This is a genomic window from Chryseobacterium sp. PvR013 (genome assembly GCF_017833095.1).
Classification (GTDB): domain Bacteria; phylum Bacteroidota; class Bacteroidia; order Flavobacteriales; family Weeksellaceae; genus Chryseobacterium; species Chryseobacterium culicis_A.
On the sequence record NZ_JAFIBT010000001.1, the window covers coordinates 4,989,213 to 5,015,182 of the forward strand.

The 25,970-nt window shown below is 33.0% G+C and carries 19 protein-coding genes; 17 read left to right on the top strand and 2 right to left on the bottom strand.

The genetic code is table 11. The features are described 5' to 3' along the window. Positions 1 to 79 precede the first annotated feature (79 nt). From JOE44_RS22720 to JOE44_RS22760, 9 genes are all read left to right on the top strand, one after another. Positions 80 to 649 (top strand): helix-turn-helix domain-containing protein, encoded by a 570-nt coding sequence (locus JOE44_RS22720; RefSeq protein WP_209787873.1) that lies wholly within the window; start codon positions 80 to 82, stop codon positions 647 to 649. Then, a complete protein-coding gene (locus JOE44_RS22725; protein WP_209787875.1) occupies positions 646 to 1,893 on the top strand; it encodes a site-specific integrase in 1,248 nt (415 codons plus the stop codon). Before JOE44_RS22720 ends, JOE44_RS22725 begins: the two co-directional genes overlap by 4 nt. Then, positions 1,890 to 2,669 carry a hypothetical protein gene (locus JOE44_RS22730; RefSeq protein WP_209787878.1) on the top strand — a complete coding sequence of 260 codons (780 nt, stop codon included), beginning with the start codon at positions 1,890 to 1,892 and terminating at the stop codon, positions 2,667 to 2,669. Before JOE44_RS22725 ends, JOE44_RS22730 begins: the two co-directional genes overlap by 4 nt. Positions 2,670 to 2,793: 124 nt before the next feature. Then, the gene (locus tag JOE44_RS22735) at positions 2,794 to 3,171 is read left to right on the top strand and encodes a helix-turn-helix domain-containing protein (RefSeq protein ID WP_209787881.1); all 378 of its coding nucleotides are present in this window, start codon (positions 2,794 to 2,796) and stop codon (positions 3,169 to 3,171) included. After that, on the top strand, positions 3,168 to 4,397 hold the full coding sequence (locus JOE44_RS22740) for a primase-helicase family protein (protein ID WP_209787884.1): 1,230 nt from the start codon (positions 3,168 to 3,170) through the stop codon (positions 4,395 to 4,397). The genes JOE44_RS22735 and JOE44_RS22740 overlap by 4 nt, the downstream gene beginning before the upstream one ends. Before the next feature lie 220 nt (positions 4,398 to 4,617). Then, positions 4,618 to 5,604 (top strand): toprim domain-containing protein, encoded by a 987-nt coding sequence (locus JOE44_RS22745; RefSeq protein WP_209787887.1) that lies wholly within the window; start codon positions 4,618 to 4,620, stop codon positions 5,602 to 5,604. 538 nt (positions 5,605 to 6,142) lie between these two features. Continuing rightward, on the top strand, positions 6,143 to 7,042 hold the full coding sequence (locus JOE44_RS22750) for a hypothetical protein (RefSeq protein WP_209787889.1): 900 nt from the start codon (positions 6,143 to 6,145) through the stop codon (positions 7,040 to 7,042). 296 nt (positions 7,043 to 7,338) lie between these two features. Then, positions 7,339 to 9,381, top strand: coding sequence for an ATP-binding protein (locus JOE44_RS22755; RefSeq protein ID WP_209787892.1), 2,043 nt, complete (start codon positions 7,339 to 7,341; stop codon positions 9,379 to 9,381). A 159-nt stretch (positions 9,382 to 9,540) separates the two neighbouring features. Further along, positions 9,541 to 10,626 (top strand): hypothetical protein, encoded by a 1,086-nt coding sequence (locus tag JOE44_RS22760; RefSeq protein WP_209787894.1) that lies wholly within the window; start codon positions 9,541 to 9,543, stop codon positions 10,624 to 10,626. 268 nt (positions 10,627 to 10,894) lie between these two features. Here JOE44_RS22760 and JOE44_RS22765 read toward each other — a convergent pair whose 3' ends face one another. Continuing rightward, positions 10,895 to 11,989 (bottom strand): hypothetical protein, encoded by a 1,095-nt coding sequence (locus JOE44_RS22765; protein WP_209787897.1) that lies wholly within the window; start codon positions 11,987 to 11,989, stop codon positions 10,895 to 10,897. Between the two features lies 1 nt (position 11,990). Continuing rightward, the gene (locus JOE44_RS22770; protein WP_209787900.1) at positions 11,991 to 12,803 is read right to left on the bottom strand and encodes a sigma-70 family RNA polymerase sigma factor; all 813 of its coding nucleotides are present in this window, start codon (positions 12,801 to 12,803) and stop codon (positions 11,991 to 11,993) included. 363 nt (positions 12,804 to 13,166) lie between these two features. On the opposite strand from JOE44_RS22770, the gene JOE44_RS22775 reads away from it, so the two are divergent. From JOE44_RS22775 to JOE44_RS22810, 8 genes are all read left to right on the top strand, one after another. Beyond that, positions 13,167 to 13,409: a helix-turn-helix transcriptional regulator gene (locus tag JOE44_RS22775; protein ID WP_209787903.1), complete on the top strand. Its 243-nt coding sequence runs from the start codon at positions 13,167 to 13,169 to the stop codon at positions 13,407 to 13,409. A 640-nt stretch (positions 13,410 to 14,049) separates the two neighbouring features. Next, on the top strand, positions 14,050 to 16,488 hold the full coding sequence (locus JOE44_RS22780) for a type I restriction-modification system subunit M (RefSeq protein ID WP_209787905.1): 2,439 nt from the start codon (positions 14,050 to 14,052) through the stop codon (positions 16,486 to 16,488). After that, positions 16,482 to 17,720, top strand: coding sequence for a restriction endonuclease subunit S (locus JOE44_RS22785; RefSeq protein WP_209787908.1), 1,239 nt, complete (start codon positions 16,482 to 16,484; stop codon positions 17,718 to 17,720). The genes JOE44_RS22780 and JOE44_RS22785 overlap by 7 nt, the downstream gene beginning before the upstream one ends. Positions 17,721 to 17,740: 20 nt before the next feature. Beyond that, positions 17,741 to 18,217, top strand: a complete 477-nt coding sequence (locus tag JOE44_RS22790; RefSeq protein ID WP_209787911.1) for a hypothetical protein — start codon at positions 17,741 to 17,743, stop codon at positions 18,215 to 18,217. Positions 18,218 to 18,243: 26 nt separating this feature from the next. Further along, positions 18,244 to 18,531, top strand: a complete 288-nt coding sequence (locus JOE44_RS22795; RefSeq protein WP_209787913.1) for a hypothetical protein — start codon at positions 18,244 to 18,246, stop codon at positions 18,529 to 18,531. Beyond that, positions 18,528 to 22,046, top strand: coding sequence for an AAA family ATPase (locus tag JOE44_RS22800; RefSeq protein ID WP_209787916.1), 3,519 nt, complete (start codon positions 18,528 to 18,530; stop codon positions 22,044 to 22,046). Before JOE44_RS22795 ends, JOE44_RS22800 begins: the two co-directional genes overlap by 4 nt. Before the next feature lie 27 nt (positions 22,047 to 22,073). Continuing rightward, on the top strand, positions 22,074 to 25,127 hold the full coding sequence (locus tag JOE44_RS22805) for an HsdR family type I site-specific deoxyribonuclease (RefSeq protein WP_209787918.1): 3,054 nt from the start codon (positions 22,074 to 22,076) through the stop codon (positions 25,125 to 25,127). Continuing rightward, positions 25,127 to 25,822 (top strand): SprT family zinc-dependent metalloprotease, encoded by a 696-nt coding sequence (locus JOE44_RS22810; RefSeq protein WP_209787920.1) that lies wholly within the window; start codon positions 25,127 to 25,129, stop codon positions 25,820 to 25,822. Before JOE44_RS22805 ends, JOE44_RS22810 begins: the two co-directional genes overlap by 1 nt. The last annotated feature ends 148 nt before the right edge of the window (positions 25,823 to 25,970 follow it).

Here is a 25,970-nt window from a genome sequence, read left to right on the forward strand (position 1 = left end):
TGGATAATATGTGCGTCTTATGCGTCTTATTTTATTTTAGAAGCCAAAAAACAGAAAATGTGCAGGATGTTATTTCAGAATGGGATTTAGTAAATTAAAAATACCGAGGGTCTGTGAGCATTGCTCAAAGCCTTTTGAAGCAAAGACAGTTACAAGTCGTTTTTGTTCTACTTCTTGTAATAATAAATCGTTAAAGGCAAAGAAGAAACTTGAAAAAGAAAAAGTTGAAAAAGAAATTCTTTTACTAAAATATAAAAACAAGATTGCTGAAGTACAAACAAGGGAATTTATTTCTGTTGCTGAAGCTACAGTTATGTTTGGAATTTCTAAAGATACTATTCACAGGTATATAAAAAGAGGAATAATTACTGGAACTAACTTAGGAACAAGACTGACCCGTGTGAAGCGGTCAGATTTGGAAGCTTTGTTTTCAGCTGTTGAAGTACCTGAGAAAAAAGAAATAGCAATTGAGAAACCCAATTTTGAAGTCGGTAATTGCTATACGATTTCAGAAGTCATCGAGAAGTTCAATGCTAATCCTAGCACGGTTTCAAATGTTATTAAAAGAAACAAGATTCCTACAAAAAAAGTTGGAAGTTTCGTGTATGTGCCTAAAAATTTAATCGATAAAATTTTTGACGGAAAATGAAAGAATTATTGAAAACTAAAGTTACAGTAAGATTGCGAAAGGCCGAGTTCCGAAAAGAATGGTTCATTTATTTGGAAAGTTATCCTGTGATTTTGCCTGGTAAAGAGAAAGCACAACGAGTTCGGGAATATTTGAACCGAAGTGTCACAACTGTAGATTTTGACAAAAAAAGGCCTGCAAGAACTACGCAAGATTCAGTTTCATTTAAACCTAAAAGAGATGATAACGGAATTATAGTTTGTAAAAGTGAAAATGACCGAGAAACAATGATCTACGCAGATTCTCTTCGCAAATTACGTCAAAGAGAATATGATAATATAGAACTCTACAGTGAACTCGACGCAATAAAGGCGGAAGAAAAAGAAAAATCTCAGGAGGATTTTGTCAAATATTTTGATTTGCTAGTCACTAAGAGGCATAAAAACAGTTCCGAATCTATACAAATAAATTGGTATCGCTCCATTAAATTTCTAAAAGATTTTGGAGGTGAAAAAATTACCTTTTCAGAGATAAATACAAAATTCTGTGAAAAATTTAAATCATATCTTTTGACTGCAAAAAGTGGAAGTAATAAGGAGAACACTATTTCCCAGAATACCGCTTCCACATACTTTTCTGTTTTTAAAACAGCATTAAAAGAAGCTTTTATTGATGGTTACTTTACGTCTGATATTTCTGCTAAAGTAAAATCGATTCCACACGAAGAGTCAAGACGAGAATATTTAACTCTGGAAGAACTTAATACCTTGGTTGAAACACCTTGCGAACTCGATGTTCTTAAACGTGCAGCACTATTTTCAGCTTTAACCGGTCTACGGCATTCTGATATCCAAAAACTAACATGGGACGAAATAAGTATTGAAAATGAGCAAGCAAAAATCAATTTCACGCAGAAAAAAACAAAAGGTGTAGAATATATGCCGATTTCTAAACAAGCATTACAGCTTTGTGGTGAAGTAGGGCTTCCGACTGATTTGATCTTCAGGAATTTAACTAATCCAGCTTGGATTTCTCGACCACTTAAAAAGTGGATTGAAAGTGCAGGAATTACCAAAAAAATAACTTTTCATAATTTTAGACATACTTTTGCTACTCTACAACTTTCGAGTGGAACAGATATTTACACTGTGAGTAAAATGCTTGGTCATACAAATGTAAAAACTACTCAAGTTTACGCAAAAGTGGTAGATGAAAAGAAAAATAAAGCCTCACAAGCCATTCATCTAAAGAACTTACAAAAATGAATTTGAAATATTTCGAATATATAGTTATTTATCTTTCGGTTCTGCTCGTATGTGTAGTTGCAGGAACATTGGCAAGACTTTCTTTTCTTCATAAAGGCGGAGATGAGTATACTGCGAATATTGTTTTTTGGTCAATTACCGCTTTTAGTGTTTTGATTTATGGTATTATTATTTTATTTCTGGATGTAATTTTAGTAGGTATAAAAAAAATCATACAGAAACGTAAGAATTCAAAAAACACCTTAATAAAATCAGTTCCAGCTAATATTTTAGATGAAAAAATTGAGGAGCAAGAAGCAATAATAAACGATAATTCATCAATTCATTTCAACGAAGATTCACAGGAAAATAATTTAGCTCAAACTTCTGTATTGGTAAATTTGGAGTCTATAAGAAAAGTTCAACTTCAAGAAAAGCAACAGATTGAAAATCAAAAATTACAAATAGCTATTGATTATACCCGTAATCAATTTGCTTTATATGTAACTGACGAAAGTCTTGCTGAAATTTGCAAATCAATAAGTCTCTATTCAAAACAAGAAGAAATCCCACCTCACACTTCAGTCGTTACTAAAGAACTTTCAAATCTTGATCTCTATCATTTTGGCTGGAATATTTGGAATCATTTTAAACCTATAAAACAAGAACGAGTTTCGAAATTATTAAAAACTGTGTTCGTTTCGCTTGATGATATTGATGTTGATACCATCAAATCACATTTAAAGGACGAGCCTAAAAAAGGCATAATCAAAATTCAAGAAAATTTGGCGTACTAAAAAACTTATAAAAAATTACAAAACAAAGTGTTTGTAGAGTGATTTCTCTGTAATTGCGTGTTTACGGCTATCACGGAGGAATCACTTTTTTTCTTTGCACCATAACAATTAAAAACAATTAGTTATGGATAGTAACGAAATTTCATTTGAAAACTTGCCAAGAGCAGTCGCACATTTAGTTAGCGAAATCGCAGAGATTAAGTTTCTTGTAGAAAGAAAAGAAGTTCCTGTGATTTCTCAAAAGAGAGTTCCGATTGACATTGATGCAGCTTGCCAATTAATTGGCAAAGCAAAACCAACTGTCTACACATTGGTCAGAACCCGAAAAATTCCCTGTTATAAAAATGGGAAGAAACTTTATTTTTTTGAAGATGAACTTTTAGACTGGATTTCTAAAGGTAAAAAGAAAACTCTACAGGAAATTCAATCAGAAGCTGAAGTCAGCTTTAAGAAAAATTCACGACAGTCAAATATTGGTTCTAATCAAAATCTGTCAAGATGAGCAAGAAATCCCCTTATTTGAGAGTTGGAACCACTTACTATAAAAACATAGAAAAGCCCTTAATCTCTGGTGATACAACTTCGGTTTTGGTTCGTTGGAATCGGGAAACAATTATCAACGACCACGGAAAAAGTTTTGTTGAGGATATTCCGAAATATGATGGGTTTTGCTGTATTCCGGAACATTTAGATTATCAACAAATCGTTAAAGGTTTTTATAATATTTATAATGAAATTCCTTTTGCGCCTTCTTGTGAAAAGGAAGGTTTAAAAAACTCGATTCCTTTCTCGTTAAAATTTGTCGACCATATTTTCGGCGAACAGCTGGAAATGGGTTTGGATTACTTGAAAATTCTGTTACAATTTCCAACGCAAATTCTACCAATTTTATGTTTGGTTTCTAAAGAAAGATCAACCGGAAAATCTACATTCATCAAATGGTTGAAAGAGATTTTCGGTTTGAACATGACCTACATTAAAGGTGATTCTTTTGGAAGTCAATTTAATTCCGATTGGGCAGCAATGTTAGTGGTGGCTATTGATGAAGTTTTCTTCGATAAAAAAGAAATTACTGAACGATTAAAATATCTATCGACAACCAATAAAGATAAACTCGAAGCCAAAGGAAGAGACAGAGAAGAAATCGACTTTTTCGCCAAGTTTATTTTGTGTTCCAATAACGAAGAAAATTTCATTCAGATTGATGAAAATGAAATCCGATTCTGGATTCTAAAAATTAATCCTATTAAAACTGAAAATACCGAGTTTCTAAGCAATCTCATTGCAGAGATCCCCTATTTTCTTCGGTTTTTAATTGATCGATCATTTTCAACGGAGAAGAAAACCAGAATGTGGTTTTCTGCCGATGAAATAAGAACTAAAGCACTTCAAAAATTAGTTTTTAAGAATAATAATAAACTGGAATCTAAGATAATTGAGTTGCTGTATGAGTTTTTTGAAAGCAATAATGATGAGCAGATCAATGTTGTTCCACAGGATTTGCTAAATATGATGAATCGAATGTTCAGACCAACGTATTGGACAAGAAATGATATTCGAAATCTACTCAAAGAAACTTGGAAATTAGTTCCACAAACTAATGGTTTGACTTATATCAGATACGATATTGATTTTGCTGGAATCTTTTACCAGAACAATTCAGTTGGTCGGTTTTTCACGATAAAAAAGGATTTTATCCTTGGTAAATATGTTGAACTGTTGAATTAACTGATAATGAAAATAAAATCAAATACTTAACAGTCAACAAAATCCTCAACAAACTTTAAAACTTCGCTTTTTGTTGAATGTTTGTTGAGCGCAAGAACTCTAGTTTGTTGAATTGTTGAGACTTTGTTGAATATGCAAATTGTATTTAATCGATAAGTTACAAGATTTACTCAACAATTCTACAAAAATATCTCATCTAAAATACTCAAAATTTAACATTATGAACTGCAAACAATTCAACAGCATATCGTTGGAAGAAGTCCTCCTTTCCCTCGGACACCTTCCCACGAAACAAAATGAAAAAGAAGCTTGGTATCTCAACCCATTTGTCAGCGAATCCCAAGCCTCTTTCAAATTAGATAAAAGAATTAATGCCTGGTATCTGCACTCAGAGGGTGTAGGTGGTAACAACACCGATTTTATGAAAAAGTATTTGAACACCTCGGTCAATGAAATTTTAGACTGGGCGCAAAAACAAAATTTTTCTTCTTTTCATCAGCAAGAACGACATTTTAAAAAGTCGGAACCAAATTACAGAATTACTGAAATACTGAACTTAGAAAATCCAAACCTGAAAAAATATTTACAGGAGCGTGGATTGAGTCCTAAAATCTATGATTACATAAAAGAGGTGCGGTTTACAGTCGGAGAAAAGAAACTCTACGCAATTGGCTTTGAAAATTTATCCGGAGGCTTTGAGCTTCGTAATTCTTTTTATAAAGGGTCATTGTTGAAAAAGGATATTTCAATAATTAATCTCAATTGTGGTTTACAGGACATATCAAGTGTCGAAGTTAAAAATATCAAAAGTGCAGCAGTTTTTGAAGGCTTTATTGATGCCTTGTCTTTTGTCGAAATGCAGAGATCTTTCGCAGGAGATATTCTTGTAATGAATTCCATTGCTCTTTTAAACAAATCCATAGAACGTTTGAAAAACTACTCTGATATCAATCTGTTTCTCGATAACGATAATGCGGGAATTAAATGTAAATCTCAGATCATAAAATCTTTTTCGCAAGCAAAAGATTACTCCGGAATTTATTCCAACCATAAAGATCTCAACGAATTTTTGATACATCGAATAAAAAATGATTTAGCTAATAAATCAGGAAAGCGATCTGAAAAATTTCCTGAAGCGGACGAATTACAAGTAATACATCAGGAACCTGAACTTAAAAATTTAAATGGTTTTAAAAGGAAACGTTGATAAAGCTTGCTGTATGTTTTACTAACTAACCGCAGAAGTTAGGAGCGCATTCGCAACTTTGAAGGTCGTTCCTCCCAACAAAGTTTCAAATACGCTCTGCGAGGCTTTAGCCTGAGTAAAATAACATAAGGTTGACTGGAAACAACCTGTATAAAAAATACGCAGTTCTATTAACGAAGGTGCGTAAAAAATGCACAGGTAAAATTAATTGCTGTATAATTTTTATACAACAGTTTTGATTGGAAACATATAGCACAAACTTAAAAAATGAAGACTAATGAAGACTTCAATTAATTTCAAAGCAGTCAAATCGGACTCTGAAACCCATAATTTTAGAAAGAAAACTTTTAATTACATCCGTAAAGATCTGACACCAAAGAACGAATATTGGATGGAGCAGAAAATAGCTGACAGGATCCAAAAGATCGAAGCGTATTGTAAAGAAAAGTCCGGAAGAAAATTACAGAAAAATGCAATGCCGATTCGGGAAGCAGTTGTTGTTATCAAAGAAAATACAACGATGTTGGAGCTTCAAAACTTGGCAAAAAGACTGGAAGATGAACTGAAAATCCGTGTTTTTCAAATTGCTATTCATAAAGACGAAGGTCATACCGATAAAGTCACGAAAGAATGGAAACCAAATTACCACGCTCATTTGGTGGCTGATTGGCAAGATCTGGAAACTGGAAAAACACTCAAACATCAATCCTTCCATTATTCAAAAATGCAGGATCTGACAGCAGAGTGCCTGAATATGGAGAGAGGGATTTCTGGATCTAGAGGAAGATTGGAAGCGATTGAGTTTAAGATTCAACAAAAAGAAGAAGATCTCAAAGTTTTGGAAGAAAGATTCAATACAATGAAATCTGAAATGAGTTTGACAAAATCGGAGGGACTGGTTGTAAAGGAAAATGATTTTCTAGGTTTTAAAAAAATTAAGACTGACAAAACAATCGCGAATTATGAAAAAGCATTTCGAAGCTACAGAAGCACAATTCAAAAAAATAAAACTGAATTGGAATCTAAGTCAAAACAAATTACTGAGCTCAATACAAAGGTTATTTATTTACAAAAGCAAGTACATCTATTCAAAAACAAAAATGCTGTTCTATTGTCCGACCCAACTGTTTTTGCTTCTGAAAAGAAAAAATATTTAGATTCTGTTAGTAATATTCTTGAAAGAGAGATCAAATTTAAACGGTATCGATTTCCTATAGTCGATAGATATGACAGAGATACTTTAATTTCTGAAATGGGTAAGATTGCGGAAAAACTGAGTGAAGAAAATAATATTCCTTTTTCAGCTTTTACTGAAATCTTCAAAGATTCAGAAAATAGTGTTAGATTTTTATCTTTATTGCGATTTGGAAATCAAAATCTGAATTATAATAATGAAGATATTCCAATTGAAAAGAAAAAAAGAGGAAGGAAGATATAAGTAGGTTATTTGTAAGTAATGAGATTTTACAGTATTAATCTTTTTTTGTTGTTGACAAAAGCTTTTAATTTGAACTATAATTCACAGTTTCAAATTCTTTCGGAGTAATCACGCATAATTTATTTGAGATTGATTTTCTAAATAAAACATCCGCCAATCTAAATTAAAATTAATTGATAATAAAGTCATTAAAATTAATTTTATATTAGCAGTAGAAATGGCTTTACGAAAGTTATATAAATAAGATTAACGCAATGCGTAAATTTGAAAGTTAGCCGACTTATTAAAATAACAGCATGAAAACAACATCTGAAAGGATTACGACGAATACTAGAGTTATCAAAAGTCACTTTACAAAGTATGGTGATACATTTAAAGCATTTAAAGAATTAATAAATAATTCTATTCAAGCTGATGCGAAAAATATTTCAATTGACATTACGTACAATCCTACTATAACATGCAAATCAGGAATAGAAAAAATTTCCATTACTGACGATGGTCATGGCGTTTCAAAAAGTAATTTTAAAACAACGATACTTGAAATAGGCACAAATGTAAAAAACAACGGTCAAGGTATTGGAAGATTTAGTTCTTTTCAAATCGGTGAACTTATGAAAATTGATACCGTAGCTTATGACGAAAAAGAATCAAAATTTAGTAAAACAGTTTTTGGAATTGACACAACAGATTTAGAAGATATAGCTCTTGAAAATGTTGACTTGAAGATTGACTATGATTTTTTTGAAAATAGTAATGAAAATTCATACTACAAAGTTGAGATTGAAAATTTACACCATAATATTCAGCATAAACCATTAAAAAAGAATAGAATAACAAACAATTTTCTGTTAGAAAATATTGGACAAAGTTTATTTGAAAATTATCCCTATGAAATTTTCAATAGCAAAGTAAATTTTACTATTAATGGCAACTATTTAAAAAAAGAAGATTTTGTTGCTGAAACTCCTAGTTTCAAACAAGTTATTTACATCGATAAAAGAGGTAAAAATCATGAAATCAACTTTTACTTTTATAATATAAAATCTCAACTAAATAAAGTTAAAGTCTTTTTTCAAACAGACAATGCTGGTGTAAAATCTGTTGCACATGAATACACTTATTCATCAGATTGGTATACTCCTGATTTAGGTACATGGTTTATTTATGTTGATTCTAATTTCTTCGATATTGACCTATTTAGGAATCTTGATATAGAGTCACTCGGAGAAGAAGAAATAAAAAATTTAAAAAGCGAAGTAAAAAATACGATTAATGAATTTTTCAAAAACAGAAATAAGAAATTTGAAAAATTTATCACGAGTTTGGAGTCTGACAAATATTATCCTTATAGAGAAGAAAGACCAGCATCAGATTTACAAGAAATAGTATTCAAAAAAATTGCTTATTTACTCGAAGACGAACATCATTTAATTCAATCTGACAATAAAATTAGGACATTTTTATATCCACTTTTAGATAAAACAATTTCAAATGGTAATATTGAATATATATTTAGTAAGATACTAAAATTATCTGATGAAAATCTTGAAAAATTCAACTCTCTTTTGCAGAAAACAGAACTTGAAGACGTTATACATTTTGCAAGTCAAGTAAGTGAAAAATTAGAATTTTTAAATTTTTTACATGAAATTATTTACGGCGAAATTTCAAATGTACTCAAAGAAAGAAGTCAATTACATAAAATAATTGAAAACGAGTTATGGGTTTTTGGTGAAAATTATAATGGAACTCCACATTTATGGTCAGATAAAAAAATTGGAAATATTCTTGATGAATTACATTCAAAGTTTTTAGATTACGAACCTACTAAAGATGATGAAAATCTAATAGAAGAAAATAATCTTGACGACATTACAGACTTATTCTTTTATAATGAAAAAATAACTGATTCTGATGAGAAAGAAATAATGATCGTAGAACTAAAATCACCTAAATGTGCTATTGGACTAAAAGAATTAAATCAGATAGATAGATATGCGTTTACATTAGAACAGCATTCAGCACTACCAAGCGATAAGGTTAAGTACAAACTAATACTTGTATCTTCTAGACTTAATGCTTATGCCAAATCTAAAGTTAAATCTCAAAGAGAACTTTATAGGGAAACCCCATATTTGTTTGATAAAAAAACAGAGAGAAATATTGAGGTATATGTTATGAGTTGGGCTGAGATTATAGAACTAAATAAACGTAAACTTGGCTATCTACACCAGCAATTAGAAATTAAAGACAAGTCGGTAAAAGAGAAATTCGAAGAAGAATATCCTCAATTAATTGATGAAAAAGTTCATGCTCAATTAAGAATTGTCGGTTAAAATACGTCTGCTAACAGGCGTTTGGCAAGATTGTGGAGTTTGTAGTAATTTGATGTTCCCATTTCGTAGGAAATTTTATTTTTAGCAGAAAATAATAATTATATAGCTCGAAACCTCGCCAAATGCCAGAACGTTAGCTGTAATTGTAAAAATAAATATATGTCAGATTATAATCAGGAATTTATATATCAAAAATTTGGTCAATATGATCAAGTTGTAACAATTTATCTTAGATATAACTCTCCAGAATTTCAAAAATATGGAAAATCTTTAGTGGGTGTAATTCGATATAAAAAAGACGAAAGAGAATTACTTCAAAAATCTTTGGATGAAAATATTCCTTTGTCGATAGCATTTACACACCTAAAAATTGATGACAACGTTTCAGACATTAGTACTGAATTAAAATATGACTTATTCTATGAAGGCGTAGATCTAAATTCTATTGAAGGAATTTATTCTATACCATATAATCTAACAAATGAATACGCAAAAAAAGATTTAAGGACTTTACCTAATCCTATTGAAATAAAATTTGATGCAAGCAATTTCGATGCTCCGAAAATGTATATTGGTTTTTATAATTCAATTATAAAAGACGGTTTTCTTCTGACTATTTTTGAAAAAAAACAATTAATCGCATACGAGATTATTGCAAATAATTATATTCTACCAACTAAAATTGCACTTAATGAGTATTGTGATGATGTACGATACTATGTACTTGAATATAAATATTTATATGAATCATTAACAGAGGATGAAGATAATGAGTTTAGAAAAATACTTGAAGTTAAAATAAAAGAAAGTGTTGATATTTTAATGCAAAATCTTAAAGATGAATCTGGCGGAAACCTAAGTTTTCTTAATGGTAGAACTGATTTATTTACTATTTTATCAAAATTAGCAACTTATTTTAAACCTGAAAGATTAACATTTACAAAAATTCCAATTTGGTGGAATTTAGAAAGATATCTACATATAATTTTAGGACATGTTTCAGAATTTCAATTTAATATTAATACAAAAACTAATACGTCTTTTCAATATCATTTGAAAGACATAAAGGATGTTATTAAAGATATTATTGAAAGCTTAATTGAAGAAATTAATTTACATTTTGAAAATTATCCAGGAAAAGATTTTAAAAGACAAGGAGGTATGAGTTACTATTATAAGGGCGATTACTATGTTATTCACATTAGACATGATGGGTTATTAATGACTCTTTATAAAAATAATTAATATAACTATAGCTAAAGATGGATAGCCATTGTACAACTCCCAATTCCAGTAAAATAAAATACAATCACCTTTTTTGAAGCAATTTAGTAGAGTTTTTTTAATTTAATTTTAATTACTAAGACTTTCAAAATTAAAGTGGCTTCTTTCAAGAAGAGCTCAATTTTTATTTTCTTAAAAAAAAGCCCACGCCGTTGTATATACAGTTAAGTATTTAGTGAGTGTTTTAAGACCTCACCCTACGGGTGTACAAGCACCCTCGTATTTTTTTCTATCCAATTATCAATTCAATTCCAGCTTTTTCAGCCTTGTATTTTATTTTGGTTTGCAATTCATAATAACTCCAGTTGCGAAGCACGAATTCCTGTTTCTTTGCAATTCCAATTTTGTCCTCTTGATTTTTGAGAACAAGTGTGCCAGCCTGTTGTTTGATACAGAAATCGATAAGTTTCCGGCTGTATAGGTGAAGCCGATGACTTACATATCTGCTTTCCAGATTCTCTGTTTTATACAACGCCTTCTGTTTCCGTTTAGCCCCGTTTCCCGAACGGGCATAGACTATACCGTCTTGAATCCTTTTTTGACTTGCCTGAATTGCGAGCCTGCGATACAAAAACTCTTCTTTTGAGCCAATATTGATTCGTACATTGTTAGCTTTTGCAACTATTGGATGTTCCAGAGACAAGGATGCCTCCGCAATGATTTCGGGTTTTAAAAAATGTTCTTCCTTTTCAAATTCAAAAACTGCAAGCCAGAATATCTTCCTGTCTTTTAGTTGGATCTGTGAGTTGCAAAGCTTGATCTCTTTTTTTAGCAGGCGTTCCATAATCACTCGCTTATCAGTGTAGTCTTGTCCTAAGTATGTTTTGACAGGTATCGCAAACATATTGAAACAAAAGGCTTTCGTTTCCTTGTCATATCTCATTTTACTGATGCATTTAACCGGAAGTGGGATTGGAATGTCTCTTTTATAATTTCTAAGTGATTTTGTTCCCTGCCAATAATCGGCTTTGTTTTTAGAGAAAGTTGATCGAATTGTATTGTTAAGGCTTCCTAGAATATCTGTCGGGATTTCTCCTTTGAAACGGTCAAAGACCATTCGTGCTGTAGTACCAGTTCTCGAACGGTCAAACATTCCCATATGATCTTTTTTTTCATCAGCTAACTTGTATTGTATTTCTTCGGTGAGGTAAAAGAAATCTTTGATCATTTCCTGAACATACAAATGAGAGGCGATTAAGTTTGCCGCTCGGAAACATCGGTTCTGGTACCGATAGAGTTTTTCCCATACTTCATTTTTTTGATCGGATGCAACATCGATTAACAACTGAATTTTTCGGGTAAGTGTCATCGTGGATTTTTCCATATCAAATAGGTATTTCAGAGTTTTTCCGATTCTGTAAATATTGATAAGCACAAAGAAACTCCTGATGGACTTCTTTTTCAGAAAGTTTGAGTTCTCGTGCAATGACTGCAAATGAAGATTTCTGTTCAAATCTTCTAGTGATAATTTCCATTTGTTGACTGCTGAGTTCTGACTTTTCTATGTTATCAGATTTTTTTCTTTTTGGCTCTTCAATAGAACTTGTATTAAGAATTTTTCTTAGATCAACAATTGCTCTATTTACTTCATTGCTAATGTCTTTTACATTGCTTCCCATCGCTTCTGCAATGGGTTTGTAATGAAAGCCATATTCAAGGCAAAGTCTAATTAAGTGTCTTCTTTTGGGACTAAGTACGTTTAAAACCGTTTTAACTTCATCAAAATTCTTTTGATCGGATTCCTGGCTGAGAAGATATTCTTCATCTTGCCTGGGGTCATAACCGATAAGGTAATCCTGATAATTCTCAAAACTTTCAAGTGAAGCCGTTAGGCGTGCGAATTTATTTTTTGGAGTATTGAAATAAGTTATGCAATCTCTTTTCAGAACGAACCGCAAAAAGCCCAGGATATGATTTGGTGTTTCAATGGAGCCACGATGTAACCAGAGTTTAAGAAATGTATCCTGTACAAGCGTTTCCACGACAAAATCATCCTCAAGCATTTGTTTTCCGATCCAGAAAAGAAGTCTCTTATACCGTAAATGAATATGTTCTAGTGAGGTGGGATTGCCTTTTTTCAGCAGTTCATATAGCTGATGATCGTTCAACATTCGGGGCAATGAGCTTGTTCTTTTCATAAGCAGTTTATTTGAGCTGAATTATTACTAAAAGGAACTGCTTTGATCAATAAGATAAATTCACTACATCATTGAAATATTTACTCACTACATTTTTACCAAAAAAAAGGCGTGGAACTCAACTTATTGCATTAGAGGCACTGGTATACCCGTGTACGATAAGTGAGCCCACGCCGCGGTCGTGAGCTAATTTACTTATCTTCTCGTACACATAAAAATTACCAGTTTTCTAATGCGAGATTCTAAGCAATTGCTTCAATATTTTATTGGAATAATTGCATTTATATTATTGCAAATATACTAAAATTTTCATGTAATCCAAATGGATTACATGAAAGTTGTGATTTTTTACAAAATTGCATTATGGCTGGACTCAACGAAGAAGATATATTGCTAAAAAATAAAATTGCTGATAGAATTAAGTTTCTAAGAGCTAATACTGGTTTGTCACAATCTGAATTTGCTAAAAAATATGAAATTGATAGACAAATATTAAATCGTTGGGAAAGTAAAAGCAATAAGAGAGGGTTGACAATTTATACAATAGCAAAATTCTGTGGTCTGTTGGGGATATCTTTAAAAGAATTCTTTGACTTTGATGATTAGCAAGCCAGAAAAATTGCTCTAAAAACAATTTTTTATTTCTTAACTAATAAAATACTGCAAGCGGTTACTATTAATTGGGTTGCTCACTTTTCCAATCCTCCTCACCTCTCATACTAGCATATGTTAAAACACACAATGCTAATCTTGATACTTCTCGAAGAAACTGGCTAGTAAATATTTTGCTTGTGGTCTATAGGAGTTTTATGAAGTTTGGTAGTATTCTTGTAGATTCAGATTGATCAAAAAATCGCCAAGAGATTTTTTAGCTTTTTTCTTAAAAAATCCATCATCTCATAGGGAAGTTTAAAATGGATTTTGAACATATAGCAGATCTCTCAAGCCTATATCTCCTTTAATTTTTTCTTAGTTAACTATTCTATTGAACCACTTTTTACAATCATACCAAACTAATGTTCATACTTTTAGAATTGCAATTTGGACTAATATTGATATTAACATTAAGTTAATTTAGTGTGTAACGTAATTTTTACTAATTGTATTCGTTTCGGTTTTTTGGTAAGATTACAAAAAAATATATTTTTCCATGATTTTTTCCTGAATAATGCTTTATCTAGGAAGCTGAATCGTTTGATTATAAATTTTGGCTATCTTTAAACATTTTAAATTATAGAAGATATTAATGGCTATAAAGAAATCTGAGCTATACAGTTCATTATGGGCTAGTTGTGATGAATTACGAGGAGGTATGGACGCCTCTCAATATAAAGATTATGTACTTACAATGTTATTTGTAAAGTATATTTCCGATAAATACAAAGGTGACCCATATGGTGCCATCACTGTTCCAGAGGGAGCATCTTTTGATGATATGGTGGATTTGATTGGAAACGCTGAGATTGGCGATAAGGTCAATAAGCAGATTCTGAATCCAATCAAGGAAGCTAATAAACTCAATGAATTTCCTGATTTCAATGACGAAACTAAATTAGGCAAAGGAAAAGATTTGGTAGATACGGTTTCGAACCTTATACGTATTTTTAATGATACAAGTTTGGATTTTTCTGGAAATTCTGCTGAAGGCGACGATATTTTGGGTGATGCGTATGAGTATTTGATGCGCCATTTTGCAACGGAAAGCGGAAAATCTAAAGGACAATTTTATACGCCTGCCGAAGTTTCAAGAGTGTTGGCGAAAGTGATTGGGATTAATCAAAATAATTCTTCGCACCAGACAATGGCATACGATCCTACTTGTGGTTCGGGCTCTTTGTTGTTAAAAGTAATGAATGAAGCGGGAAAAAATATTGATCTCTATGGACAAGAAAAAGAAACCACTACAGCCAACTTAGCGCATATGAATATGATTCTGCACGGTGCTGAAACTGCCACCATTATTGCAGATAATACTTTGAGTCGTCCATCTTACAAAGAAGAAAACGGTACGCTCAAAAAATTTGATTATGTGGTTGCCAATCCGCCTTTTTCTTTAAAGAGCTGGAGCAATGGTATAAATGTGGACAACGATGAGTACAACCGTTTTGCTTTGGGCGTTCCTCCAGAAAAGAACGGAGATTATGCGTTTCTTCTGCACATTTTACAATCTTTAAAATCCAATGGAAAAGGAGCGGTGGTATTGCCTCATGGTGTTTTGTTCCGTGGGAATGCTGAGGGTGAAATCCGTAAGAATATATTAAAGAAAGGTTACATTAAAGCCATTATTGGTTTGCCTGCCAATTTGTTTTATGGCACCGGTATTCCAGCTTGTATTATTGTATTGGATAAAGAAAATGCTGAACACCGCAAAGGTTTGTTTATGATTGATGCAAGCAAGGGTTTTGTAAAAGATGGTAACAAAAACAGATTGAGGGAACAGGACATCCGCAAGATTACTGATGTTTTTGATTCTTTTGCTGAAGTGCCGAAGTTTAGCCGAATGGTGAGTATGACGGAAATTGCCGATCCTAAAAATGATTACAACCTCAACATTCCACGGTATATCGATACGCAGGAAGCAGAAGATATTCAGGATTTGGGCGGGCATTTGCAAGGTGGTATTCCGCAGAAAGATGTGGATGGTTTGCAGGCGTATTGGGATTTGTTCCCTTCGCTGAAAGCTGATTTGTTCAATCAATTAAGGGATGGATATTTTGAATTGAAAGTAGGCGCTGAAAACATTAAATCTACTATTTTTAATCATCCCGAGTTTGTAGCTTTTAACGCCAAAATGCATCAAGCATTTGACAAATGGTTGCAGGAGCGACAAGGCGAATGGGATGGTTTGGAAAAAGGTTTTCATTTGAAAGAAAGTATTGACCAGACGGCACAAAGCTTATTACAGCATTTTGAGAACAATGCTTTGGTGAGCCATTATGCGATGTACCAACATCTGATGCAATATTGGGGTGAAGTGATGCAGGATGATTTTTACAGCATTGCTTTGGATGGCTGGAAAGCAGGAAACGAATACACCCGACTGGTCATCAAAGGTAAAAAAGGAAAAGATGGTAAAACTGCTGCTGACAAAGAAATTACAGGTTTGGCGGGTATTGAAGGCAGAATGATAACGCCTGAAATGATCATCAATTATTTCTTCAAGGAACAAAATGAAAAATTACAGGATTTAGAAAACCAATTGAACTTAACGCAGGAAGCATTGGCTGAAATAGAAGAAGAAAACAGTACAGAAGAAGGTATTTTCAGTGATTTGGAAAAAATAAATCTTAAAAATGTAAAAGACTTTTATAAGATTCGTAAAGCCGAAAATGCTTCTAAAGAAGAGTTGAAATACATCAAAAATTATATTGATACGCAGGAAGCTTTGGGTGGTATTACTAAACTCATCAAAATAGCCGAAGAGAATTTGGAAATGAAAGTGGTGGCACAATATCCTTTATTAACCGAAGCCGAAATAAAAGATATGGTGATTTACCACAAATGGACACCCGTATTGCAAAATGCCCTGAACAGCGAACAGGAAAAGTTGAGCCAAAACTTGACGCAACGCATTAAGGAACTGGCAGACCGTTACCAACAGGCTTTACTGGCTTTGGAAACCATAACAGCGGAAGCATCACAAAAAGTATTGTATCACCTGCAAAAAATGGGATTTGTATGGTAAAGGAAAATAAAATGGTGCAAACGGAGATTGGATTGTTACCTGAGGATTGGGAAATTGTTGATTTAGGCAGTATCTTATTGTCTAATCCTGATTATGGAATTAATGCATCTGCTGTAAAATATAGTGATACATTACCAACTTATTTAAGAATTACAGATATTGATGATGGAGGAAATTTTATAAAAGATAATTTGTCTTCAGTTAATGATGTAAATTCAGAAAAGTATTATTTAAGTAAAGATGAAATCGTATTTGCGAGAACAGGAGCAAGTGTAGGTAAAACTTATTTGTATAAAGAAAACGACGGTAAATTAGTTTTTGCAGGTTTCTTAATACGTTTAAAAGTGAATACTAAAGAGGCTGACTCAAAATTTATCTTTTACAACACCCAAACAACTTATTATAAAAATTGGATTATTTCAAATTCAATGAGAAGTGGACAACCTGGAATTAATTCTAATGAAATTAAAGGTTTTCAAATTCCCCTTCCGCCCTTACCCGAACAAGAAGCGATAGCGGAAGCCTTGAGTGATGCCGATGCGTGGATAGCAAGCCTGGAGCAACTCATTGACAAAAAACGCCTTATCAAACAAGGCGCAATGCATGAATTGTTGACACCAAAAGAAGATTGGGAAGTTAAGAATCTTGGAGAAAATTTCGTTTTAAAAGCAAGAATCGGATGGCAAGGTTTAACTACATCTGAATATAAAACTACTGGAGATTATTATTTAATAACAGGAACAGATTTTAAAAATGGATTTATTGATTGGGACAACTGTGTATTTGTAGAGAAAATTCGTTTTGATCAAGATCGAAATATCCAAATCAAAATAGATGATGTTTTAATAACAAAAGACGGAACTATTGGAAAGGTAGCGTATGTTGATAAAATGTCGAAGCCAACTACATTGAATAGTGGTGTATTTGTAGCCAGACCTAAGTACACAAATCTTTCAAGTCGTTTTTTCTACTATATACTAATGTCATTTCATTTTGATGAATTTTTGAATCGAATTACTGCTGGTTCTACAATAATACATCTTTATCAAAAGGATTTTGTTGGATTTAATTTTCCTTGTCCAAAAAGTCTGTTTGAGCAAAACCGCATCGCCACAATATTATCGGATATGGATGCGGAACTGGACGCTTTGGAAGCACAACTAGGCAAAGCAAGAAAGGTAAAACAAGGGATGATGCAGGAATTGCTGACGGGGAGAGTGAGGCTGGTGTGATTATAAACAAAAACTAAACTATGGAAATATTAGAAATTAGTTCAAAATTCACTTCTACAATAGCGACTATTTTTGCAGGACTTATAGCAGCCTATATTGCAAATAAATATCAAAAGAATAATCTTGATCTATCTCGTGAAAAAATGGAAAAGGATTTATTCACTGAATTTAATAAAAGATATGATGAATTGAATGACAGCTTAACATTATTGTCAAATATAAGTTCAACTGAAGAACTAAAAGCTACCGAATCATTAATTGAAAATAAATCTATGTATAATGTATTAATAGATTACTTTAATTTGTGTGCAGAGCAGTTTTATTGGAAGGAAAAAGAAAGAATTTCAAAAGAAATATGGAAAAGCTGGAATAAAGGAATGAAGTTTTATTATGACGGCTACGCTGTAGTGAGAGAGCTTTGGGAAGAGGAAACAAAAGATGAAAAGTATGAATCTTATTATTTAAAACAAGGACGTGATTTCTTTAAAGAAAACTAAATAAGCACTATAAAAAACTAATACCGATGAAAGTAAGACACTCTAAATTTTTTAAAGACTTACCTAATTATTCAATTGAATGGGGAGATGGTACGTGGTCAAAAGGCTGGGAGGAAAAGGATTTTGCTATAAGAAATCGTTACAACAAGGAAGATGGCGGTTTTAATATTAGAGGATCTGCAGAAATTCCTTGGACAGATTTTAATAGGATGATTATTGAAAGTATTAAAGAGAATCAATTCTCTAAAAAAGAAATTATTACCATTTTTAAATTTTCAGTAAATCGAATGATTAAAAACATTTTTAGCAAATGAAACATATCTCCTTACGATTAGCTTGGCACGATGAAGGCTGGAACGGGCATATCTGCAAAAATCCAAGAGCCAATACCCATTGTGTGGGTCAGCATTCCTATCCAGGTGATTTAATTTCGCAAGACAGAGACTTGGATTGGGAAGAGCAAGAAAATGTAGCAGGATGTCATTGTTCAGCAATTGACGGCATACCACCTTGTTCTTACAGCATCAATGCTTTTGGAAATGCTGCAATCAAGGGAGAAAGTAATCCGCCTGATTTCTTTAAGGATAATTCCAAAGGCATACAGTTTGAAATTATGGCTTCTACAGCCTGTATTTGGCCCTATGAACAGATGTATTCTGACGATATTAAGGCTGATAAAGATTCATCGCAGACCTATAATTATACGAAAAGGTTAGCTGCAGCTAAAAATTTCTTTAAGGAAGTAATACCTAACGAAAGTCTTGTATTTTATTATGCCAACAAAAGTAATCCCTTCAGCGAAGAGGACGATAGAAATTTTGTGCTGGTAGGAATCTCCAGAATTAAGCGAATTGGAGAGGTGATGTATTACGAAAATGTATCTGAAGAAAATAAAAAAAAATATGCAGATGGATTTGTATGGCAATTGCCTATCACATCTAAATTTCCCGACGAAGGATTTGCAATTCCTTACCATAAGTACAGAGACCAACCAGAAATATTAGAAAGGATAACCTATATACCAGAAATTTCAGATAATTTTAAATACGGTACCAAACATATATCTGATGATGACGCATTGATCTATGTAGAACGTTTGACAGAAATTGTAGATTTTTTGATCGACATAGACGATACAGAAAATTGGGCAGAAAGAAAGACCTGGTTAGTATCATTGCAAAATGAACTTTGGAAAAAAAGAGGGCCTTATCCTGGGCTAAATTCTGCTTTGGAAGCTTTGGAAATGCCGGAATTTATGGATTTCTACAAAAAAGCGGTAGCCATAAACGAAGGAATTGAAGCAAAAGAAACTATTTTTAGATATCTGAATGATAAAAAACTTATAGATTTTGTAGATAATTTAATTAATCCATCCACACTAAAAGCTTATCAGAAAAACTGGTGTATCAAGTTGGAGAATCAAAACAAGCGAGATTTAATTGAAAATATACTGTCAAGAATTGATTTAAAAACCAGTCAGATCAAGCTGATATTGGATGATAAAAGAGAGCAGAATAATATTTATTCCTCCATCGACGCAATCCTTGAAAACCCTTTTATCATTCAGGAGGAATACATTGGTACTGATGCAAGCGATATCATCAACTTTGAAAAGATTGACCACGCAGTGTTACCGTCTCAGGAATTGAGTTTGGATATTTTAGTTCCCAAAGATGATAACAGAAGACTTCGTGCTTTGATTATTGATTGTCTCAAAAAAGAGGATGTTCATTCTTTTTTAGATCAAGACACTATTCTAGAAAAGGTAAACCAAAAAATGGGTGTTTATCCTGAATGGAAAAACATTCAATTTAATAAAGGATACATTGATTTTGAAAAGGAATTTTTTGAAGAGAAGCTTTTTTTTAGAACAGCAGAGAATATTACTTATGTCTATCTGAAAGACATCTACGAGCAAGAGCGGGTAATTGAAAAACAAATTCGAAATTTGGTTGGACGGTTGGCAATAGATGTGCAAAGACCTTTTACCGGAGCGAAATGGCAAAACGAAATCTTCAAAGCGGATTGTGATTTGGATAGAAAAGCTCCAGAAGAATATAGAACTGCCGTCGAAAGTCAGGTTTTGGTGTGCCAGCAAATTTTCAGAAAGCCTATCAGTATCTTATCAGGTGCAGCAGGTACCGGTAAAACAACGGTCATCAATGCGATTATAAAAGCGATAAAATTCAGTTCAAATAATACTGAAAAGTGTTTGCTTCTAGCGCCTACTGGTAAAGCTTCAGACAGAATGAAGGAAGCAACTGGTGAAGAGGCGAAGACCATTCATCAATTTTTAGCAAGTAAAGGTTGGCTCAATCCTAATTTTACTTTCAAAAAAGAAGGAGGCAAAAAAGAGAGTGATATCACAACCTACATTGTTGATGAAACTTCAATGATTGACTTGACCCTAATGGCAACCTTATTCAAAGCCATTAATTGGGATTATGCCAAGCGCATCATATTTGTGGGAGATCCAAATCAGTTACCACCAATTGGGAAGGGAAAAGTTTTTGCAGAAACTATTGAATTTATCAAAGAGATTGATGAGGAAGCGTATGGTCATTTGCGTGATAATATGCGCCAAATGGAAAATAGGATTGACGGCAAGGGCACAGGCATTATTGATTTGGCCTCTATTTATGTGCTAGAAGATGGACATTCTTTTGAAAGCAAATCTGACACCGAAGATATACTGAAAAAAATAAATGAAAATGGTGAATTAGATCAAGATGTAAAAGTTCTTATTTGGGAAGATGATGTTTCTCTGGAAGAAAAACTAATCTCCTCTATAAAAAGTGATATGGAACAGAGCGGAAACGATAATATTATGAATTATCAAGTGGTTTCGCCCTATAGAGGAGAATTATTTGGAACGGAGCACTTAAATAAAGTACTTCAAACAAATCTTAATAGTAAAAATGCTCAAAAAGGATTGCTCGGCGGAATAACCTATTTTGATAAAATTATTCAATTTGCTAATCGAGCTGGTTTAAACTCTTACTGGTATAATAACTATAAAATCGATAAATGGGAACGTGTCGCTGTTTATAATGGAGAAATTGGCCAGGTTTGGATGCATCCGTTTGATAAAAAATCCTATCATTATTCTACAAACATCAAGAGATTTAATGTAAAATTCAATAGGCAGCCCCAATATTATATTGAGTTTAATAACGAAAATCAAGTAGTTGAAAATATAGAATTAGGCTATGCGATATCAGTTCATAAATCTCAGGGAAGCGAGTTCATTTATCTATATTTAATTATACCACAATCTAAGCAAACTTTGCTTTCCACAGAATTAATCTATACAGGAATTACACGAGCAAAAACAAAACTTAGAATTTTTATTGAGAAAGACTTGAGTATTCTTCAGTCGTTAAGGAGGCCAGAACGCTCAAAGCTAAAATTTATAAATTCTTCCTTATTTGCGTTTAGACCATTGCCGATGGAATTTTCAAGTATGGGAGCTTGGTACGAGGAAGGAAAAGTTCAAGCAACCCTAAGTGAATATTTGGTAAGAAGCAAATCTGAAGTGATTATTACCAACCTCTTGGTTACTAACGAAATGACCAGTTTTAAATATGAAACGCTATTGTATGCTCCTGATAAAACATTTTATCTCCCAGATTTTACAATCAATGTTAATGGGAAAACATACTATTGGGAACACGTAGGAATGTTGCATTTACCAAAATACAAACAGCGATGGGAAGAGAAGCAGAAATGGTATGATAAGTATTTTCCAAATCAATTGTTGGTTACCTACGAAAGTGAAAATCTTACGATAGAAGCCCAGAGAATAATTGACGAGATAAAAAGAAATTAGGTTCGTAATTGACAAAACACAATCACTATGATCAACCCCATAGAACGCATCACCCAAAATCGCATCATCCAACTTTTCCAAAAAGAATTAAGTTACACGTATTATGGTAACTGGGAAAAAAGAGAGCACAACAGCAACGTAGAAGTTGATATTTTGAAAAAGAATCTGATGAAGCGTGGCTATTCAGAAACTTTGGCAGATAAAGCCGTAAAAGAAGTTTATGATTTGGCAACTACCAATTCGGGTAATTTGTATCATCGCAATAAATTGATGTACTCGCTGTTGCGGTATGGGGTGAAAGCCAGACCGGATTTGGGTGAGCAATTTGATACCATTTTTCCGATTGACTGGAATGATTTTGATAAAAATGAATTTGGCTTTGCAGAAGAAGTGACGCTCAAGAAAGGTAAAAACAACCGCCGTCCGGATGTCGTTTTATATATCAATGGGATTGCAATTGGAATTCTGGAGTTAAAAAGAGGAACGACTGATATTTCGGAGAGCATCAACCAATCTATTTCCAATCAAAAAGTACTGTTCAACGAATGGTTTTATACGACTGTACAATTATTGATGGCGGGAAACAATACGCAGGGACTGAAATATGGAACAATAGAGACCCAATCAAAATATTACTTGTCGTGGAAAGAAGATGAAACAGATAATGAAGGTTATAAATTAGATAAGTATCTTAAAAAATTATGTACTAAAGAGCGACTTCTTGATATCATGTACAACGGTGTAGTGTTCGATGCAGGTGTTAAAAAACTGCCTCGTCCACATCAGTATTTTGCTTTGAAAGAAGCACAGGAATTTGTGCGTAAAAAAGAAGGTGGTATTATTTGGCATACCCAAGGCTCGGGCAAATCATTGATGATGGTAATGCTGGGTAAGTGGATTTTGGAAAATGTTGCCAATTCAAGAATTGTCATCTTAACTGACAGAACAGAATTAGATGACCAGATAGAAAGGGTATTTAAAGACGTGGGCGAAACCGATGTGGCTAAAACAAGGTCAGGAAAAGAATTGATGCAATTTTTAACTTCTTCAAGACCTAGGTTGGTTTGTTCGCTTATTCATAAGTTTGGTAATAAAACAGAAACTGATTTTAATGCTTTCATCAAAGATTTACAAGACAATCCTGTAAAAACACAGGGAGAGATTTTTGTTTTTATTGATGAGTGCCACCGTACGCAAAGTGGTAAACTGAACCAGGTAATGAAAGCAGTTTTGCATAACGCTGTATTTATTGGTTTCACAGGAACACCATTATTAAAAGAGGATAAGAAAACAACGATGGATGTGTTTGGAAGATACATTCATACCTATAAATTTAATGAAGCAGTAGAAGATGGAGTTGTGAAAGATCTGATGTATGAAGGTCGTTCTATTGAACAAAATCTTACGTCTCAAACCAAAGTAGACCAATGGTTTGAAGCAAAGACCGCTGGCTTAAATGATTTCCAGAAGAATGAGCTTAAAAAGAAGTGGGGTACAATGCAAAATGTATTGAGCTCTAAAAGCAGAATGGAAAAAATTGTTGCTGATATTGTTGTTGATTTTTCTGTCAAACCACGATTGAGGTCCCAAAATGGCAACGCTATTCTTGTAGCATCCAGTATTTATGAGGCTTGTAAATACTATAATTTATTTTTAAATACTGAACTTAAAAATAGATGTGCTATCATCACCTCTTACAATCCAAATGCTGGGGATGTTACATTGGAAGATACAGGAACAGATAGCGAAACAGATAAGCAGTTTATTTATAAAACGTACACAGATCTTTTACAGAATGTAAGCGCAAAAGGAAATAAATCTAAAACAGAAACTTACGAAACGGATTCCAAAAATAGTTTCCGTAAAGAACCAGCAAGAATGAAGCTGCTGATTGTAGTTTCTAAGCTATTGACAGGCTTTGATGCGCCACCTTGTACCTACATTTATATTGACAAGCGAATGCAGGATCATACTTTGTTTCAGGCAATCTGCAGAGTCAACCGTCTAGATACTGATGATAAAGATTACGGATACATCATTGATTATATGGAGCTGTTTGGCAATGTAACCGATGCAATCAATGTTTATACTTCTGAATTGGACAGCGAAGGATTTACGGAAGAGCAGGTAAGCGTACAATTGAAAGACCGTCTGAAAATAGCTAAAGACCGTTTGCTCACAGCATTGGAAACAGTAGAAAGCATTTGTGAAAATGTTGATTCTCCAAAAAATGATTTAGCCTACATTCATTACTTCTGCGGCAATACAGAAAATTCGGAAGATTTAAAAGTTACAGAATATAAACGTATGGCTTTGTACAAAGCTATTGTAGAATACATCAGAGCTTATTCAAATGTAAAAGCAGATTTTATTGAAGCAGAATTTACGGATGCAGAAATAAAACGTTTTAATGATAAGTTGGATGAATATTTAAACCTTCGTGAAATCATTCGCATTGCATCCGGTGAGACGATTGATTTAAAAGCTTACGAAGCGGATATGCGTTTCCTGATAGATACATATATTAAAGCTGAAGAATCTGAAGTGATTTCTTCTTTTGAGAATATTTCCTTATTAGATTTGTTTGAAACGGATATGGAAAAAGCTATTGACAGCTTGCCAAAAGAGATCCAAGGTAATCAGGAAGCGGTTGCTGAGGTGATCGAAAATAATGTCCGAAGTAAAATTGTCGAAGATCATTTATTTGATCCTAAATATTTCGATCATATGTCAGTTTTATTGCAAGAATTGATTGAACGCAGAAAACAAGAGACTATCAATTACCGAGATTATTTGAAAGAGATGGCGGAGGTCATCCGTCGAGTTAATAAGGGCAAGAAAGATGATATTCCAAAATCACTAAATACAAAGGGTAAGGTAGCGTTGTACCATACTTTAGATGGAGACGAGAAATTGGCACTGGTACTTGAAGAAAAAGTTCAATATGCAAAGCAAGAAGGTTTCAGAGAAAATTTGGCAAAGCAAAAGTTGGTAAAGAAGGCTATTTTTGATGTGCTAGATGACGTAAGTAAGGTTGAAGAAATTTATAAAATCATTGAAGCTCATAAAGACGAATATTAATGAACACTGAAATTTTACACATCGGTTCGGTAGATATAGAAGTCACTTTTAAAGCAATAAAAAACCTGCATTTAAGTGTACACCCACCTTACGGAAAGGTCACAATTGCTTCTCCTGATTTTTATGATTTGGAAAAAATCAAGATTTATGCAGCTACAAAGTTAGGCTGGATTAAAAGAGAGCAGGATAAAATCCGGAGCCAAGAGCGTGAAGAGCCTAAATCAATGATTACTCAAGAAAGTCATCAGTTTTTAGGGAAGCGTTATTTACTAAAAGTTATTGAAGCTAATCGCCCAAAATTAATTCTAAAACATAATACAATTGAACTCTATGCAATACCAAATGCTACTTTGGAGCAAAAACACAATACCCTTTATAATTGGTACAAAAGAGAATTAGAAGCAAAAATTGGAAACTCAATTACCGATTACGCTAAAGTAATGAATATTACAGATGTCAATTTTGGTATCAGAAAAATGAAAACCAAATGGGGAAGTTGTAGTATTGAAAAACGGATGCTTTGGTTTAATATTGAATTGGTGAAAAAACCAATCGACTGCATAGAATATATTGTTGTGCACGAACTTGTTCATTTATTAGAAAGAAATCATAACAAGAACTTTATTATCTTGATGGATAGGTTTCTGCCGAATTGGAGAATGCAAAAGAAAATACTAAACGAATTACCTCTATAAAATTACTAAATAAACATCCCACACGCACTGCTTCACCTCCTCGAAGGCATCAGTCGCCAACTGGAAATAAGCATAAGCGAAATTTTTCAGAAATAATTATGGATTCAAAAAGCTAAAATCTGAAATTAACAATTTGAAATTGGATTAC

Coding starts and splice junctions, on each gene's coding strand:
- JOE44_RS22720 (WP_209787873.1), top strand. CDS start 80: ATGGGATTTAGTAAATTAAAAATACCGAGGGTCTGTGAGCATTGCTCA.
- JOE44_RS22725 (WP_209787875.1), top strand. CDS start 646: ATGAAAGAATTATTGAAAACTAAAGTTACAGTAAGATTGCGAAAGGCC.
- JOE44_RS22730 (WP_209787878.1), top strand. CDS start 1,890: ATGAATTTGAAATATTTCGAATATATAGTTATTTATCTTTCGGTTCTG.
- JOE44_RS22735 (WP_209787881.1), top strand. CDS start 2,794: ATGGATAGTAACGAAATTTCATTTGAAAACTTGCCAAGAGCAGTCGCA.
- JOE44_RS22740 (WP_209787884.1), top strand. CDS start 3,168: ATGAGCAAGAAATCCCCTTATTTGAGAGTTGGAACCACTTACTATAAA.
- JOE44_RS22745 (WP_209787887.1), top strand. CDS start 4,618: ATGAACTGCAAACAATTCAACAGCATATCGTTGGAAGAAGTCCTCCTT.
- JOE44_RS22755 (WP_209787892.1), top strand. CDS start 7,339: ATGAAAACAACATCTGAAAGGATTACGACGAATACTAGAGTTATCAAA.
- JOE44_RS22760 (WP_209787894.1), top strand. CDS start 9,541: ATGTCAGATTATAATCAGGAATTTATATATCAAAAATTTGGTCAATAT.
- JOE44_RS22765 (WP_209787897.1), bottom strand. CDS start 11,989: ATGGAAAAATCCACGATGACACTTACCCGAAAAATTCAGTTGTTAATC.
- JOE44_RS22770 (WP_209787900.1), bottom strand. CDS start 12,803: ATGAAAAGAACAAGCTCATTGCCCCGAATGTTGAACGATCATCAGCTA.
- JOE44_RS22775 (WP_209787903.1), top strand. CDS start 13,167: ATGGCTGGACTCAACGAAGAAGATATATTGCTAAAAAATAAAATTGCT.
- JOE44_RS22780 (WP_209787905.1), top strand. CDS start 14,050: ATGGCTATAAAGAAATCTGAGCTATACAGTTCATTATGGGCTAGTTGT.
- JOE44_RS22785 (WP_209787908.1), top strand. CDS start 16,482: ATGGTAAAGGAAAATAAAATGGTGCAAACGGAGATTGGATTGTTACCT.
- JOE44_RS22790 (WP_209787911.1), top strand. CDS start 17,741: ATGGAAATATTAGAAATTAGTTCAAAATTCACTTCTACAATAGCGACT.
- JOE44_RS22795 (WP_209787913.1), top strand. CDS start 18,244: ATGAAAGTAAGACACTCTAAATTTTTTAAAGACTTACCTAATTATTCA.
- JOE44_RS22800 (WP_209787916.1), top strand. CDS start 18,528: ATGAAACATATCTCCTTACGATTAGCTTGGCACGATGAAGGCTGGAAC.
- JOE44_RS22805 (WP_209787918.1), top strand. CDS start 22,074: ATGATCAACCCCATAGAACGCATCACCCAAAATCGCATCATCCAACTT.
- JOE44_RS22810 (WP_209787920.1), top strand. CDS start 25,127: ATGAACACTGAAATTTTACACATCGGTTCGGTAGATATAGAAGTCACT.